Source organism: Aeromonas sp. Y318-1, assembly GCF_027706125.1.
GTDB lineage: Bacteria > Pseudomonadota > Gammaproteobacteria > Enterobacterales > Aeromonadaceae > Aeromonas > Aeromonas hydrophila.
Genome location: NZ_JAPDCM010000004.1, coordinates 39256 through 53735 on the forward strand (window position 1 = coordinate 39256; position 14480 = coordinate 53735).

General features: G+C 59.3%; 18 protein-coding genes. 3 read left to right on the plus strand and 15 right to left on the minus strand.

Annotated features, from left to right (window positions below):
• Positions 1-33 precede the first annotated feature (33 nt).
• The 5 genes from OKB87_RS07135 to OKB87_RS07155 all read right to left on the minus strand — a co-directional run bounded on the left by OKB87_RS07135 (position 34) and on the right by OKB87_RS07155 (position 2975).
• A complete protein-coding gene (locus tag OKB87_RS07135) occupies positions 34-597 on the minus strand; it encodes a cob(I)yrinic acid a,c-diamide adenosyltransferase (RefSeq protein WP_270826967.1) in 564 nt (187 codons plus the stop codon).
• The gene (locus OKB87_RS07140; protein WP_017410178.1) at positions 594-824 is read right to left on the minus strand and encodes a DUF3820 family protein; all 231 of its coding nucleotides are present in this window, start codon (positions 822-824) and stop codon (positions 594-596) included. Before OKB87_RS07140 ends, OKB87_RS07135 begins: the two co-directional genes overlap by 4 nt.
• 1 nt (position 825) lies before the next feature.
• The gene (queE, locus tag OKB87_RS07145; protein ID WP_016350442.1) at positions 826-1497 is read right to left on the minus strand and encodes a 7-carboxy-7-deazaguanine synthase QueE; all 672 of its coding nucleotides are present in this window, start codon (positions 1495-1497) and stop codon (positions 826-828) included.
• 61 nt (positions 1498-1558) lie between these two features.
• A complete protein-coding gene (queC, locus tag OKB87_RS07150) occupies positions 1559-2266 on the minus strand; it encodes a 7-cyano-7-deazaguanine synthase QueC (protein ID WP_073349852.1) in 708 nt (235 codons plus the stop codon).
• A gap of 22 nt (positions 2267-2288) precedes the next feature.
• The gene (locus tag OKB87_RS07155) at positions 2289-2975 is read right to left on the minus strand and encodes a tRNA-uridine aminocarboxypropyltransferase (protein ID WP_270826969.1); all 687 of its coding nucleotides are present in this window, start codon (positions 2973-2975) and stop codon (positions 2289-2291) included.
• Between OKB87_RS07155 and rrtA the strand changes: the two genes are divergently transcribed.
• Entirely contained in the window at positions 2905-3483 is a 579-nt protein-coding gene (gene rrtA, locus OKB87_RS07160; protein ID WP_270826970.1) for a rhombosortase, read from the plus strand. The genes OKB87_RS07155 and rrtA overlap by 71 nt on opposite strands.
• Positions 3484-3530: 47 nt before the next feature.
• Here the strand turns inward: rrtA and pyrF are convergent, their stop codons facing one another.
• The 6 genes from pyrF to cmk form a co-directional block, all read right to left on the minus strand.
• Positions 3531-4232: an orotidine-5'-phosphate decarboxylase gene (pyrF, locus tag OKB87_RS07165; RefSeq protein ID WP_139389103.1), complete on the minus strand. Its 702-nt coding sequence runs from the start codon at positions 4230-4232 to the stop codon at positions 3531-3533.
• 101 nt (positions 4233-4333) lie between these two features.
• On the minus strand, positions 4334-5500 hold the full coding sequence (lapB, locus tag OKB87_RS07170) for a lipopolysaccharide assembly protein LapB (protein WP_016350438.1): 1167 nt from the start codon (positions 5498-5500) through the stop codon (positions 4334-4336).
• 9 nt (positions 5501-5509) lie between these two features.
• The gene (locus OKB87_RS07175) at positions 5510-5794 is read right to left on the minus strand and encodes a LapA family protein (protein ID WP_011705692.1); all 285 of its coding nucleotides are present in this window, start codon (positions 5792-5794) and stop codon (positions 5510-5512) included.
• Between the two features lie 156 nt (positions 5795-5950).
• Positions 5951-6235, minus strand: coding sequence for an integration host factor subunit beta (gene ihfB, locus OKB87_RS07180; RefSeq protein WP_011705691.1), 285 nt, complete (start codon positions 6233-6235; stop codon positions 5951-5953).
• Between the two features lie 95 nt (positions 6236-6330).
• Entirely contained in the window at positions 6331-8001 is a 1671-nt protein-coding gene (gene rpsA / locus OKB87_RS07185; RefSeq protein WP_011705690.1) for a 30S ribosomal protein S1, read from the minus strand.
• A gap of 93 nt (positions 8002-8094) precedes the next feature.
• Positions 8095-8787 carry a (d)CMP kinase gene (gene cmk, locus OKB87_RS07190; protein ID WP_011705689.1) on the minus strand — a complete coding sequence of 231 codons (693 nt, stop codon included), beginning with the start codon at positions 8785-8787 and terminating at the stop codon, positions 8095-8097.
• 249 nt (positions 8788-9036) lie between these two features.
• Here cmk and ribA point away from each other — a divergent pair, with 249 nt between their 5' ends.
• Positions 9037-9630 (plus strand): GTP cyclohydrolase II, encoded by a 594-nt coding sequence (ribA, locus tag OKB87_RS07195; RefSeq protein WP_005299914.1) that lies wholly within the window; start codon positions 9037-9039, stop codon positions 9628-9630.
• 77 nt (positions 9631-9707) lie between these two features.
• Here the strand turns inward: ribA and cysB are convergent, their stop codons facing one another.
• A complete protein-coding gene (cysB, locus tag OKB87_RS07200) occupies positions 9708-10682 on the minus strand; it encodes an HTH-type transcriptional regulator CysB (protein ID WP_010634254.1) in 975 nt (324 codons plus the stop codon).
• 73 nt (positions 10683-10755) lie between these two features.
• A complete protein-coding gene (locus OKB87_RS07205; RefSeq protein ID WP_146061897.1) occupies positions 10756-11631 on the minus strand; it encodes a LysR family transcriptional regulator in 876 nt (291 codons plus the stop codon).
• 93 nt (positions 11632-11724) lie between these two features.
• Here OKB87_RS07205 and OKB87_RS07210 point away from each other — a divergent pair, with 93 nt between their 5' ends.
• On the plus strand, positions 11725-12933 hold the full coding sequence (locus OKB87_RS07210) for an MFS transporter (protein WP_270826971.1): 1209 nt from the start codon (positions 11725-11727) through the stop codon (positions 12931-12933).
• 46 nt (positions 12934-12979) lie between these two features.
• Here OKB87_RS07210 and OKB87_RS07215 read toward each other — a convergent pair whose 3' ends face one another.
• Both OKB87_RS07215 and OKB87_RS07220 read right to left on the minus strand, forming a co-directional pair.
• Positions 12980-13534 carry a VOC family protein gene (locus tag OKB87_RS07215; protein WP_270826972.1) on the minus strand — a complete coding sequence of 185 codons (555 nt, stop codon included), beginning with the start codon at positions 13532-13534 and terminating at the stop codon, positions 12980-12982.
• Positions 13528-14292, minus strand: a complete 765-nt coding sequence (locus OKB87_RS07220; protein ID WP_146061895.1) for a DNA repair protein — start codon at positions 14290-14292, stop codon at positions 13528-13530. Before OKB87_RS07220 ends, OKB87_RS07215 begins: the two co-directional genes overlap by 7 nt.
• Positions 14293-14480 lie beyond the last annotated feature (188 nt).

The window sequence follows — 14480 nt, forward strand, 5'->3', positions numbered from 1 at the left end:
TCGCGAGGTTTTTTATTGCCTGTAGCCTGGCTATCAGCCCCGCTCTGCCGCCTTGACCCAGAGCACTTCTGGGGTCGCCGTACAGGTCAGCAGGTAGCGGGCAATGGTGAAAAACCAGTCACTCAGCCGGTTCATGTAGGGCAAAATGGCCGGATTGAGCTGCTCGCTGCGGCTCAGGGTCAGCAGCAGACGCTCGCAGCGCCGGGTCAGGGTTCGCACCACATGGGCTTGCGCCGCCGCACGGGAACCGCTGGGCAAAATAAAATTGCGCAGCACAGGTAAATTGGCGCTGTAGGCATCAATTTGTTGCTCCAGCCGCAAGGTCCACTCGTTATTCACCTGCCAGATGGCCGCTTCCTGAGCGGCGCTGGAAAATGCCAGCTCCCCGCCCAGATCGAACAATTCCTGTTGCAATAATAACAAGTCAGCCAATAATCCGGTTTCGGCCGCAGGCACCTCGGCAATAAGAAGACCTATATGAGAATTTAATTCATCAATATAACCATAGGTTTCTACCCGCATATCGTCTTTGGCCAGTTGCAGCCCATCGGCCAGGCGAGTCATACCCTTGTCGCCCTGCCTCGTATATATCCTCATACCGACATCCTGTTAATAATGGGAACAATCATGGATTCCAGCCCGTTGAGCTTGATTTCATAGGCCAGCGCCAGCGTTTGACCCAGTGAACCGGCGGGAAAACCGGTGCGGGCCAGCCACACCAGATAAGGCTCTGGAATATCGATGATGCGACGTCCCCGATATTTGCCGTAAGGCATCTTGTTGGTCAGGGACAACAATACCCGCTCGTCGGACAACCACTCCATCTCAATCGATATCCAGATATTTATGGGTCTGGATGGAGAGCCGCCAATTGCGGGCAATGCAGGTTGCCATCGCCAATTGAGTGGCCCTGGGTTTCTGGCTGATGGGTTGCAGCGCGATCACCACGTTTTCACGCAAGCGGGCGGTGGCCAGCAGCGCATCGAGCTCCTCCACATGGCGCTCGGTGGCCACCGGATGCTTGATCTCGTTGGCCCGCTCGAGAGCAGAGACCAGCACCGGCAACCCTCCCTTCATATTGATCTTGGGAGATACGGTGACCCAGGTCTGCTCATGGGTCTGGATCTCGCTGGTACCGCTGGTTTCGATCTGCACCTGATAACCCGCCTCAATCAGGGCGGCAGAGAGATCCTGCAGATCATAGAGGCAGGGTTCCCCACCCGTGATCACCACATGGCGCGCCTGATAACCGAGCTGCTGAAAGCTGGCTAGGATCTGCTCCGTGCTCATCTTGCTCCAGCCATCAGATTCGTTGGAGCAGTCGAGCACCGCCTGTACCCCCACTTCACGAGCAGGATCGACCACCCAGGTATGACGGGTATCGCACCAGGGGCACCCCACCGGGCAGCCCTGCAGGCGAACGAAGATGGCGGGCAGGCCGGTGAAGACCCCCTCCCCCTGGATGGTCTGGAATATCTCGTTGATTGGGTAGTGCATCTTGGTCACGGCTGGTTGCAAAAGTCGCGGATTATACCCCAAGCATGGCCGAGACGCAGGTTCAGCATCCGCTTTTCTCGCCCAGCCCGGTTTTTTGGTGCAAGCGTGCCGCCACGCCCGCCTTGTCGGCAAGGTACTGCTGCAAGCCACGGCTGCGCAAATCACAAGCGGGACAGGCACCACAACCGTCGCCGGCAATGCCGTTGTAGCAGGTGAGCGTCTGCTGGCGCACGGTGTCGAGGTGGCCGTAGTGATCCGCCAGTGCCCAGGTCTCGGCCTTGTCGAGCCACATCAGCGGGGTCTCGAAGCGAATGGCGCGATCCAGCCCCAGCGAGACGGCCTGATTGAGCGCCTTGACGAACTCGTCACGGCAATCGGGGTAACCGGAGAAATCGGTCTCGCACACCCCGGTGATCACCGCCTCGGCGCCCACTTGGTAGGCGTAGATGGCGGCCAGGGTGAGGAACAGGATGTTGCGGCCCGGTACGAAGGTATTGGGCAGGCCGTTGTCCTGCAGCTCGAAGCTCACCGGGATCTCATCCCGGGTCAGGGCCGAGATGGCCAGCTCGCCCAGCATGGTCACGTCCATCACCTTGTGAGCGGCGATGCCGAGCCCACTGGCCAGACGGCGCGCCGTCTCGATCTCTTCCCGATGGCGCTGACCATAATCGAAGGTGATGGCGTGCACTTCGTCATAACGGGACAAGGCCTGAACCAGGCAGGTGGTGCTGTCTTGGCCACCACTGAATACCACGACGGCTTTTTTCACGAATAACTCTCCTCTGGGCAGTTCAACTGCGCCGGCCCTGGGCAAAATCATGCCACTGCCGGTTCAAATGGGTAAAAAGGGTCATCAGCGGGGCGAAGCGATCGGGCGCCCTCTCCCACTGCGACAACAGATGGTAGCCCGCTTCCAGGGTCGACAGCGCCTCTGGAAACGGCTTCTTGCGAATGGAATATTGCCCCGCGACGGCATCCAGCTTTATCCGCGGCAGCTGCTGCAACTCAGGGTTGCTGTGCAGCATCCGGTAGGCCTTGCGCCAGGTGCCATCAAGCAGCAAAAAACAGACCCGACGAGCCGGCTCGGCCGCCTCCCTCTCCCGCACCCTGGCAAGCGAGATGGCCTCCTCATCCGGCCACAGCAGATAACACTGCTGCGCGGGATCGGCCAGCAAGGCCGCCAGCTCGGGGACGTCGGCCACCTGTTCGCCCACATGCAGGCGGGCCTGCGCCAGCGAGGCGGCCAGCAGGATGGCGGTTCCCTTGGGATGCCCGACTTCACTTGGATGCTGCAAAATATGGAGAGGGGCGAGATGCGGCACCTGCTGAATATAATCACACAGACAGGCTTTGAGGGCTCTGGTGCAACGTGTACAGTAGCGGCTCTTGTTGTCGTCGGACTGTTTCATGTTGTCAGAAAAATCAGGATTGCTCTGGGTCATCACGCTTTCACTCGCCAGTTTGCTGCTCTTTTTCATCGTGCCGAATCACCAGCTCTCCTTCGATCGCACCCTGATAGCCCAGGGTGAAGGGTGGCGCATCATAACAGGCAATGTGGCCCACACCAATCTGTGGCACCTGCTGCTCAATCTGAGCGGATTGTGGGTACTTTACAGCCTGTTTCGCGAATACCTGACCGGTGGTCGGCTGCCGCTGCTGCTGTTGCTGCTCGGCGCCGCCGTCGGGCTAGGTATCTGGTGGTGGTGTCCGCAGACCCAGTGGTACATGGGATTGTCGGGCGCGCTGCACGGCCTGTTCGTCTGGGGGGCGCTGCAGGATATCCGCTATCGCCGCTACTCCGGCTGGTTGATGCTGGCAGGGGTGGCGATCAAGCTCGGGGTGGACTTCTACAGTGCGGGGGAAAGCCCGGTGTCCGCCCTCATCGGCGCCAGGGTACACATTGAATCACATTTGATTGGCTCGGGCGCCGGCCTGTTGCTCGGCCTGCTCCCGATCACCCTGCGCGAGCCCACTCCCAAGGAGTGAGCCGCCCCTGATGCAATGCCGGCCTCATCGGACCGGCATTCTATTCGTTATCGATTTGCCAGCTCTGCGTTGATGCCTGCCAGCATGGCGGCAGGATCGGCCGCCTGGGTGATGGGGCGGCCAATTACCAGATAGTCGGCCCCCGCCTCCACCGCCGCCAGCGGTGTCATGACCCGGCGTTGATCCCCGGCTGCCGAGCCAGCGGGACGGATCCCCGGCGTCACCAGCTTGAAGTCGGCACCGAGCAGCGCCTTCAATTCACGCGCCTCTTCGGCGGAACAGACCACCCCATCGAGCCCCGCCTCCTTGGTCAATTTGGCCAGCCGGATCACCTGCTCGGCCGGGCCGACAGTGAGCCCCAGCGGCGCCATGTCGGCCTGCTCCATGCTGGTCAGCACGGTCACCCCAATCAGCAACGGCGCCTTGTCGCCATAAGGCAGCAGCGCCTCCTTGGCGGCCCGCATCATCCGCACGCCACCGCTGGCGTGCACGTTCACCATCCAGACGCCGAGCTCGGCACTGGCGGCTACCGCCTTGGCGACGGTGTTGGGAATGTCGTGAAACTTCAGATCCAGAAAGACATCAAATCCCTTGGCAACCAGCTGACGCACGAACTGGGGGCCAAACAGGGTAAACATCTCCTTGCCTACCTTGAGACGGCACTGGGCCGGGGAGATACGTTCAATGAAGGCGAAGGCATCGGCCTCGTGCTGATAATCCAGCGCAACCAGTACTTTGGGATCTAGCATCTCACTTCCTATCGATGGTTATTCGCCGCCCGGAGCTTGGCCCCGGCTCGACCTTAAAACACCAGGCCGCAGCGGCCTGGCTCATGATCTTGTGGTGGCTCTTACTCCCCGTCCAGGCCGCGGATCGGCTTGATGGATCCCCACTGACGGCAGGAGGGACACTGCCAGAACAGGGAGTGGGTGGCAAAACCGCACTGCCGGCACTTGTGGGTGGATTTGATCTTGATCTGCTCGCCAACCAGCTGCTGCAAGAGCTCAAGGCTCTCCTTGGCAGGGCCCTCCTCTGCGCTCGCCAGCTGGAAACCCACCAGCTGATAGAAGCCCTTCATGGAGGGATGACGGCGCAATTGACGCAGCACCAGCGCACGGGCCTGACTCAGGCCATCGCGCTCTTCGACCAGCTTGGCCAGTGCCAGGGTCACACTGACGCCGGCATGATCCTCCACCGCCTGCTCCAGCAGGGGAATGAGATCGTGGGCACGACCCAGCCGCTGATAGCACTCGTTGAGGGAGGGAATGGCTTCGGAGGCAAAGTCGATATCCTGCTCGAACACCCGCAAGAGATCCTTGCTGGCCTGCTCGTATTCCCCTGCTGCCATGGCCAGTTCCGCCAGACGCAGGCTGGCACGGGCACAGGCGGGGTTGACGCTAAGCGCCCGCTTGAGCTTGGCAAGCCCGGCGGGTTTGTCCCCTTCACGCAAGGCGCTCTCTGCCTGCTCGCAGTAAAAATGGGAAATGGGCTCGGCCAGCTTCTTGCCCTGAAACTTCTGCAGCCGTACCGCCACGTCGATGGCCTTGTCCCAATCCCGCAGTTGCTGATGAATGATCAACAGCTGGGCCAGCGCCGTCTCTTCATAGTCGCTGTCATCGCACAGCTCGTTCCAGAGCGCCTCGGCCCTGTCCAGCAGACCGGCCGCAAGAAAGTCGCGCGCCAGCTCCTGCAACGCCAGCTGGCGCTGTTCCCGGGTCAGCTGGCGGGTCACCAGGTTCTGGTGGATCTTGATGGCTCTGTCCACCTCTCCACGCTGGCGAAACAGGTTGCCGAGGGAGAGGTGGGTTTCGATGGTTTCGCTGTCCACTTCCAGCAGCTGGATAAAGAGATCCACCGCCTTGTCTGATTCATCGGACAACAAATAATTGAGGCCCGCCACGTACTGGCGGGAAAACTGGTTACTCTGTTTCTGGGTGTCCTGGCGAACACTCCTGCGCCCCATGTACCAGCCGTAACCGGCAGCAATGGGCAACAGCAGGAAAAGCAGTTCAAGCATCGAGGGACATTATTCCTTGGCAGCCGACCGAGCCAGCTCCAACTCGCGGGATTGACGGCGCATGGTGCGATTGAGAGTGCGATTCTGCATCTTCAGACGCAGGAACAAGAGACCGAATACCAGCCAGCCCAGCAGGAAGCCACCACCAAAAAAGAATCCCAGCAACATGGAGAGTGAAAACTCGCCCTGGGCAATCAGATAGTTGAACTGCACCAGCTGGCCATTTTGCGAACCGACGGCCAGGGTCAGAATAAACACCAGCACCAGTGGAATGAGGGCCAAGATACGCTTCATAGGAGCTCCCTGTCAGTATCTAATGAAAGGCTGATTATCCTTAAAATCACCGGCAGACTCTAGAGCGAATGGGAAAAGACTTGGAGAAACCGGACAATTGCCACAAGGCAAACCATAAAAACAAAAAAGGCATACCCAAGTATGCCATTTTCTGCATTATTCAGCGATGTTCACTCGCTCGCGTAACTCTTTGCCAGGTTTGAAATGGGGAACATATTTCCCGGTCAATTCAACCTTGTCCCCGGTTTTGGGGTTGCGGCCCACGCGGGGGGCACGATAGTGCAGTGAAAAACTTCCAAATCCGCGGATTTCAATCCGGTCGCCGTTTTGCAAAGTCGATGCCATCTGCTCAAGGATCTCCTTGATGGCAGCTTCGACATCCTTGGCCGGCATATGCATGCGGCTGGCAGCCAATTGTTCGATGAGATCTGATTTGGTCATAACGTTAAATCTCCTTCCCCGATCACATGCAATATTCATTACGCCAATGATAAAAAAGGGCGGCGTGACACGCCGCCCTTTTCTTGCATCAAGGATTATTCACCCTTGGCGGCTTTGAACGCTTCAGCCATGGCATTGCTGAACACAACTTCTTCTTGTTGGTTCAGGCTGTCGATAGCAACACGCTCATCAGCCTCGTCCTTAGCGCGGACAGACAGGCTTACAGTGCGGTTCTTGCGATCAACGCCCATGAACTTGGCTTCAACTTCGTCACCAACAGACAGCACCAGAGTGGCGTCTTCTACGCGGTCACGAGCAGCATCGGAGGCACGCAGGTAGCCTTCTACGCCGTCAGCCAGTTCGATCACGGCACCCTTGGCATCAACCTCGGTAACCTTACCCTTCACAATAGCACCTTTCTTGTTGTCAGACAGGTACTTATTGAACGGGTCTTCTTCGATCTGCTTGACGCCCAGGGAGATGCGCTCGCGCTCCGGGTCCACTTGCAGAACAACGGCTTCGATCTCGTCGCCCTTCTTGAATTCACGCACGGCTTCTTCGCCCTGGTTGTTCCAGGAGATGTCAGACAGGTGAACCAGGCCGTCGATGCCGCCATCCAGACCGATGAAGATACCGAAGTCAGTGATGGACTTGATCTTGCCGGAAACACGGTCGCCCTTGGCGTGAGTTTCGGCAAACAGCTGCCACGGGTTGGATTTGCACTGCTTCAGACCCAGGGAGATACGACGACGCTCTTCGTCGATGTCCAGAACCATCACGTCAACCACGTCGCCAACGTTAACAACCTTGGACGGGTGGATGTTCTTGTTGGTCCAATCCATCTCGGATACGTGTACCAGGCCTTCCACGCCTTCTTCGATTTCAACGAAGCAGCCGTAGTCGGTCAGGTTGGTCACGCGGCCAGACAGACGGGTGGTCTCCGGGTAACGCTTGGCGATAGCAACCCAGGGATCTTCGCCCAGCTGCTTCAGACCCAGGGATACACGGGTACGCTCGCGGTCGAACTTCAGAACCTTGACTGCGATCTCGTCGCCAACGTTGACGATTTCGGAAGGATGCTTAACGCGCTTCCACGCCATGTCGGTGATGTGCAGCAGGCCGTCAACACCGCCCAGATCTACGAATGCACCGTAGTCGGTCAGGTTCTTGACGATACCCTTAACTTCTTGACCTTCTTGCAGGTTAGCCAGCAGGCTTTCGCGCTCGGAGGTGTTCTCGGTCTCGATCACGGCACGACGGGAAACAACAACGTTGTTGCGCTTCTGGTCCAGCTTGATGACTTTGAACTCGAGTTCTTTGTTTTCCAGGTGAGCGGTGTCACGGATCGGACGCACGTCAACCAGAGAACCCGGCAGGAAGGCACGGATGCCGTTCAGTTCAACGGTGAAACCACCCTTGACCTTGCCGTTGATGATACCGATAACGGTAGCTTGCTCTTCGTAAGCTTTTTCAAGCTGCAGCCAGGCTTCGTGGCGCTTGGCTTTTTCGCGGGACAGCTTGGTTTCGCCGAAACCATCTTCGATAGAGTCCAGAGCCACGTCAACGGAGTCGCCTACGTTGATTTCCAGCTCGCCCATGGCGTTCTTGAATTCTTCAGCCGGGATAGCGGACTCGGATTTCAGACCGGCGTCAACCAGTACGAAACCATTTTCGATAGCAACGACAGTGCCCTTGACGATGGAACCTTGACGGGTTTCAACGGCGTTCAGGGACTCTTCAAAGAGTTGAGCAAAAGATTCGATCATTGTTTATGTCACAAATGAAACATCCACTTGCAATCCGGCACAAGCGGGGTTGTTTTAAATTATCTGCGCCATCCATGGTGCAGACGACTGACATCAGTTTGTACTGACATCACCAAGTTGTTGCTCTGCATAGGCAAGCACCGTTACCAGCACTTCGTCTATGGACATGGCGGTTGAATCCACCACGAGAGCATCTTCTGCCGGTTTAAGGGGGGCAACGGCGCGATTTCTGTCGCGATCGTCACGTTCCCGAATCTCGGTTAAAAGACGCTCAAAGTTAACATCAAAGCCCTTATCTTGCAACTGCTTATAGCGGCGGGCAGCCCGTTCTTCGGCGCTGGCGTCGAGGAAAATCTTCACCTCGGCTTCCGGGAAAACCACGGTGCCCATGTCACGACCGTCGGCGATGAGGCCGGGGGCTTGGCGAAATGCTCGCTGACGGCGCAGCAGGGCTTCGCGCACCCGCGGGAAGGCGGCAATCTTGCTCGCGGCATTGCCCACTTCCTCGGTACGGATGGTACGGGACACATCCTCCCCTTCCAGCACGACCTTCACCTGTTCGGCATCGACCTGGAACTGCACGTCCAGATTGGCAGCCAGGGGAACCAGCGCAGCTTCGGCATCGAGCTCTACATCGTGATGCAGGGCGGCCAGGGCCAGCACCCGATAGATGGCGCCGGAATCGAGCAGGTGCCAACCCAGTTTTTCAGCCAGCAACTGACACAGGGTGCCCTTGCCTGCACCACTCGGGCCATCAATTGTCATCACGGGGGCCATCTGCGGCATAACGTCTCTCCTGCACACTTGTTGCACACATCCCGGGAGGGATGGGGTAATGGGCGCCGATTATACCCAAATGTGCCGAGCCTGGCAGTCGTCGTGGCACATATTTGCGCAAAACCAGTCGCAACCGTCCTCTTTGTGTACCGCCAGGCAAACCATTAAGTTGTGCAAGGTTTTGTTCTTATGGTTGTTCCGCACAAGGCGCGCTAAACTGGCCGCCCTTTTTTAAGCAGCTGTAGTAAGGAGCAACCTATGAGCAGCGTTACCCTCGTGGCCAAATCCAAGTTGCCGACCCCCTGGGGCACTTTCACGCTGGTAGGCTTTCAGGAAACCGGCACTGGCAAGGATCATGCCGCACTGGTGATGGGCGATATCACGGGTGATGAGCCGGTGCTGGGCCGCATTCACTCCGAATGCCTGACCGGCGATGCCCTGTTCAGTCTGCGTTGCGACTGCGGCTTCCAGCTGCAGGCTGCATTGGAAAACATCGCCAAGGCAGGCCGCGGCGTCTTGTTGTACGTGCGTCAGGAAGGACGCGGCATCGGCCTGCTCAACAAGATCCGGGCCTATCATCTGCAGGATCAAGGCGCCGACACCGTCGAGGCCAACGTGGCGCTCGGCTTTGCCGCCGACATGCGCGACTACACCATCTGCGCCGACATGCTCAAGCAGCTGGAGGTAAAATCTCTCAAGTTGATGACCAACAACCCGCGCAAGATGAAGGCGATGGAATCCTTCGGTATTCCAGTGGCAGAGCGGGTTCCCCTGCAGGAAGGGCGCAATCCCCATAACGAGTTCTACCTCTCGACCAAAGCCAGCAAGCTGGATCACATGTTCAAGAAGTGAGCTCGCCTCGCCGCTCGTCGCCATGAAAAACGCCTCCCATCGGGAGGCGTTTTTTGTTGGTCTAGATCGCCGCGGCGCTAGCGGATGGGCAGCTCGATATCGGCAAACATGGCATCCACATCGTCGCTGGAGCGCAGCGCGATGGCCCGCTCCACCACGTCCCGGGTCAGATGCGGGGCAAAACGGGTCATGAAGTCATACATGTAGGTACGCAGGAAAGAGCCCTTGCGAAAGCCGATCTTAGTGGTGCTATGGGCAAACAGGTGGCTGGCATCGAGCGCCACCAGATCGGTATCGACCTGGGGATCCAGCGCCATGGTCGCCATCACGCCGATCCCCACCCCCAGCCGGACATAGGTCTTGATCACGTCCGCATCGGTGGCGGTGAAGACGATATTGGGCTCAAAACCGGCCCGGTTGAAGGCGGTGTCGAGTTCGGATCGGCCGGTAAAACCGAACACATAGGTCACCAGCGGGAAGCGGGCGATGTCGGCGATGGAGAGCTTGCCAACCTGGGTCAGCGGGTGACCCTTGGGCACGATCACGCTGCGGTTCCAGTGGTAGCAGGGCAGCATGATGAGATCTTCATACAGGTGCAGCGCCTCGGTGGCGATAGCAAAGTCGGCCTGGCCCTTGACCACGGCTTCGCTGATCTGGGTCGGCGTGCCCTGGTGCATGTGCAGGGAGACCTTGGGAAAGCGCTTGATGAAGCCCTTGATCACATCAGGCAGCGCATAACGGGCCTGGGTGTGGGTGGTCGCAATGTGGAGCGTGCCCTGCTCGGGGTGAGTGTGCTGACTCGCCACCGACTTGATGCTCTCCACCTTGCCCAGGATCTCGTTGGCAATCTTGATCACGTCCCGGCCAGCCGGGGTGATCTGGGTCAGATGTTTGCCGCTGCGCTCGAAAATCTGGATCCCCAGCTCATCTTCCAGCATGCGCACCTGTTTGCTGATCCCTGGCTGAGAGGTGTAGAGGCTCTCTGCCGTTGCCGACACGTTCAGTCTGTGGTTGGCAACCTCAACGATATAACGCAATTGTTGGAGTTTCATGATGTTAGGCTCTAAAGGCGACTTGAACTAATACTAACAAACTTTTGCCTGATAGCCTTTCCTTCTTGGCCATTTATGGCTGTGCCTGTGCCAGCAAAAAATCCCGCAAGGCGCGGTTGGCCATGGAGAGCGGATCCCCCCGCCGCCACGCCACACAGAGATCTAGGAAGATCGGGGGGGCAAACGGGATCCCGGTCAGGGCAGGCTCTTCGTCCAGCGCCATCCGCAAGAAGGTGGTCACCGCAAAGCCCTGCTTCACCACCGCCTTGAGCAGCGGGATGAGGTTGCTCTCAAAGGCGATATCAGGCTCACAGCCCAGCCCATGGGCCAGCGCTTCCATGTGCTCGCGGTGATAGAAGCCGCGGCGAAACATCGCAAGCTCCTGGCTGAAGAACTCGCTCAGCGACACACTCCGGGCCTGGCGCAGCGGATGCTCCTCCCCCACCACCATCAACATCTCTTCACGCAGCAGCTGGGCCCCTTCCAGCGCTGGCGGCAGATCGCTGGTGATGAGGATGGCAAGATCCAGCGAGCCGTCCACCATGCGGCTCAATAGCTCGCGAGTGCCCGCCTCCTCCACCCGGATCTTGAGGCCGGGGTAGCGATGCTTGAAGGCCATCAGGATCGGCGGAAAGTAATAAGAGCCCATCATGTAGGGGATGCCGATACGCACTTCTCCGCGCTCCAGCCCCTTGAGCTCGGCCATCTCGGCTTCGGCCTGATGCATCTGGCGCAGCAGGCGCTCGGCATGGCGGCAGAGCACCTCCCCTTCCGGGGTGAGCCGCACGTTGCGATCCTGGCGGTCGAACAAGCGCAGCTCGAGCTGCTGCTCCAGCTTGGCGATGGCCATGCTGATGGCGGGCTGCGCCACATGCAACCCGTTGGCCGCCTTGGTAAAGGAGCCGGCATCCCGCACCGCCAGCAGATAGGTAAGCTGTTTCAGGTCCATATCAATTTTATTTATCAGATGGATAACTTAAATATATTATATTTATGTTCTGGCGCGCACTAACCTGCAACAAAGCTGTCAGGACAATTGCATATGATCGAAGTCGGTAGTCGTGAATGGATCCGCGCCACCCTGGCCCTCAGCCTGGGCTCCTTCCTGGTGTTTCTCAATCTCTATCAAACCCACCCGCTGCTGCCGCTGCTGGCCGAGGTGTTCTCCGTCAGCTCGCTGTCGGCCGGCTGGACCCTGGCTGGCTGCACCGCTGGGCTCGCCGCCTCGCTACTTGTCTGCGCCCGGCTGGCGGATCGCTTCGGCCGGCGCCGGATCATGCTGTGGAGTCTGGCCGGCGCCATCCTGCTCTCCCTGCTCATCAGCCTGGTCAGTCAGTTTGAACTGCTGCTGCTGCTGCGGGTCCTGCAGGGTGTTCTGCTGGCGGGGCTGCCCGCCACTGCCATCGCCTACATGGGGGAAGAGTTCAGCAAGCGAGCCCTGCTCTCTGCCGTCGGGGTCTACATTGCCGCCAACTCGCTGGGGGGTATCGCCGGCCGGGTGGTCGGCGGTCTGCTGGCAGGCTGGTTTGGCGACTGGCAGCACACCTTTCTCGGCATCGGCCTCATCAGCCTGGCGCTGCTGCCTCTCGTCATCTGGCTGCTGCCGGCCCAGACCCGTTTCGTGCCCGTCATCGCCAAGCCGGGTCAGTTTCGCCAGGCGATCGCCAGCCACCTCGGCAATCCGCTGCTGGTGGGGGCCTACCTCATCGGCGGCCTCAACTTCATGGTGTTTCTGAACCAATACAGCTACCTCACCTTCCTGCTGGCCAGCCCCCCCTTCTCCTTGCCTACCCAGTGGCTCGGCATGCTGTTTCTGACCTATTTGTCGGGGACGGTGGCCTCCTCCCTCAGCGGTCGCTGCGCCCATCGCTGGGGGGCGCAGCGCCTGCTGCTGGTCGGCATAGCCCTGATGGCGCTCGGCAGCACTCTGCTGCTGGGCGGCTCGCTCGGCGCAATCCTGTCGGGCCTGCTTATCTCGAGCTTCGGCTTTTTCCTTGCCCACGCCTGCGCCAGCGCCTGGGTCGGCCAGCACGTGGAGCACAACCGGGCGCTCGCCTCGTCGCTCTATCTGGTGGGTTACTATCTGGGAGCCAGTCTGGGCGGGCTCTATCTGCACCCTTTCTGGGAGCAAGGGGGGCTCGGGGGATTGGTGCTCGGCATCGAGCTGGTACTGGTCATCACGGCGGGGTTGAGCCTCTGGCTCGGCCACTTGAAGGGGCGCCCCGCCCGCCCCCGCATCTGCCATCCCTGATGCTATCTCGGCTATGAGACGGGGCCGGTCAAGCTACCCCGTCGCATCAAACCTGGTCGTAGTAGCCGGCAGGCACCGGCACCACGGCGCCGCTCACCAGCTCTTCCTCGATCACCTCGGCCAAGGTGCGCAGATGGAATTTGATCTGCCCCGAGGCCAGCATCACCGCCACGTCAGGATTGCGCTCATCGCGCAGGTTGCCGGTTTTGAAGGGCACCTCGGGATGGGCCGCCAGCAAGGCGTCCAGTGAAGGCACCACCAATTCGATATGTTCCAGCCCCGCCTGGTGGCTGCGACCCGGTTTGGGCGCCGCCAGCTCGATGCAGGGCACGATGCCGTGGGCGTGGGGCACCGGTTGATGCAGGCGGTAGGTGGCGATGGGCCGTCCGCCGATCATCCCCTCCACCAGCAGGTCACCTTGGCTTGCCAATTGTGCCTTCAGGGCCTGGTACTCCGGCAGGGTGGCGGCCCGGTAGCAGAGGTGGTCGACCTCGATGGCGGCGGGATGGATGGCGAGGGCATCCAGCTCGGTCAACAGCTGGCAAACAAATGGGGCCATCGGCCCCAGTGTGGTATCGAGTGAGTGCGACATAATCACCATTTCTTCTTGGGTTGGAACAGGACGTCCAGCTCGTCTGCCTCTTTGTCCTTGATACTTTGCAGCTCTTTCTCGCTGTGCTCCTGCAGGTGGGCATCGAGTCCGGCCAAGCCCTGCCGCATGTCCTCTTCACGAGCCATCAGGTAGGGGTCCTTGTCGGTGACGCTGGCCAGGGCCGAGAGCCCCTTGGTGTAGAGCTGCCGGCAGGTGCCGAACTGCCCCTGGATCTGGGCATCCATGGCCCGTTTCACCAGGTTGGCGATGTTGACCTTGAGCTGCATCAGCTCGAGGCGGCGATCCTCTTGGGCAAAGCCTTGCGGATCTATCTTGCCTTTGTTGTGTTCAACCCGCAGCACAGCCCGCATCTTCTTGACCAGCTGCAACATCTGAATAGCCTGACGATCCGACTCCGGGGTCTTGAAGTGCCCTTCATCCTGGCTGTTGTAGTTCTCCTGCACGTTCTTGATCTGGGTCTGCACGTCGGCAATGCGCTGCTTGAGCTGGCCGCTTGGCATCACCAGGGCGATTGCACGATAGGCATCGAGGATCCGGTGCTGCAGCAGCAACACTATGTTCTTGGAGAAGGGCACCAGGTTGACGTTGAGCAGCATCTCTTCGGTTTCATCCACCACCGACTTGTGGCGGGCGATGGCGTGACGCTTGTCTGCCTCTGCCTTCTGTTTATATTGCTGCACCACGTTATAGGCGATGACCAGAAACAGGAGTGCGCCAATAGACAGCAATACCAAGGTTAAAATCATAGGAAGTCCAAACTCCTGTCCCAATCCAATTGCGTGATCCTACAACAGCTTACCTAGTTAAGGTAGTCCGCAGCGCAGGGCTTGCCCCTGATTTGTTGTGCCCAGACGGGCAGGAGCATCAGGGAAAGCCAGGATCACGCGGCGCTGGCGACACCGCCATTACCCCTTAGTATCGCCCATCGGGCCCA

Excerpts from the sequence above, each read along its gene's own strand:
- ihfB (WP_011705691.1), bottom strand. The coding sequence starts at position 6,235 with ATGACCAAATCAGATCTCATCGAACAATTGGCTGCCAGCCGCATGCAT.
- rrtA (WP_270826970.1), top strand. The coding sequence starts at position 2,905 with ATGTTGTCAGAAAAATCAGGATTGCTCTGGGTCATCACGCTTTCACTC.
- ribA (WP_005299914.1), top strand. The coding sequence starts at position 9,037 with ATGAGCAGCGTTACCCTCGTGGCCAAATCCAAGTTGCCGACCCCCTGG.
- pyrF (WP_139389103.1), bottom strand. The coding sequence starts at position 4,232 with ATGCTAGATCCCAAAGTACTGGTTGCGCTGGATTATCAGCACGAGGCC.
- queE (WP_016350442.1), bottom strand. The coding sequence starts at position 1,497 with ATGCACTACCCAATCAACGAGATATTCCAGACCATCCAGGGGGAGGGG.
- OKB87_RS07155 (WP_270826969.1), bottom strand. The coding sequence starts at position 2,975 with ATGAAAAAGAGCAGCAAACTGGCGAGTGAAAGCGTGATGACCCAGAGC.
- OKB87_RS07175 (WP_011705692.1), bottom strand. The coding sequence starts at position 5,794 with ATGAAGCGTATCTTGGCCCTCATTCCACTGGTGCTGGTGTTTATTCTG.
- lapB (WP_016350438.1), bottom strand. The coding sequence starts at position 5,500 with ATGCTTGAACTGCTTTTCCTGCTGTTGCCCATTGCTGCCGGTTACGGC.
- rpsA (WP_011705690.1), bottom strand. The coding sequence starts at position 8,001 with ATGATCGAATCTTTTGCTCAACTCTTTGAAGAGTCCCTGAACGCCGTT.
- OKB87_RS07140 (WP_017410178.1), bottom strand. The coding sequence starts at position 824 with ATGGAGTGGTTGTCCGACGAGCGGGTATTGTTGTCCCTGACCAACAAG.
- OKB87_RS07210 (WP_270826971.1), top strand. The coding sequence starts at position 11,725 with ATGATCGAAGTCGGTAGTCGTGAATGGATCCGCGCCACCCTGGCCCTC.
- OKB87_RS07220 (WP_146061895.1), bottom strand. The coding sequence starts at position 14,292 with ATGATTTTAACCTTGGTATTGCTGTCTATTGGCGCACTCCTGTTTCTG.
- OKB87_RS07215 (WP_270826972.1), bottom strand. The coding sequence starts at position 13,534 with ATGGTGATTATGTCGCACTCACTCGATACCACACTGGGGCCGATGGCC.
- cysB (WP_010634254.1), bottom strand. The coding sequence starts at position 10,682 with ATGAAACTCCAACAATTGCGTTATATCGTTGAGGTTGCCAACCACAGA.
- cmk (WP_011705689.1), bottom strand. The coding sequence starts at position 8,787 with ATGCCGCAGATGGCCCCCGTGATGACAATTGATGGCCCGAGTGGTGCA.
- OKB87_RS07135 (WP_270826967.1), bottom strand. The coding sequence starts at position 597 with ATGAGGATATATACGAGGCAGGGCGACAAGGGTATGACTCGCCTGGCC.
- OKB87_RS07205 (WP_146061897.1), bottom strand. The coding sequence starts at position 11,631 with ATGGACCTGAAACAGCTTACCTATCTGCTGGCGGTGCGGGATGCCGGC.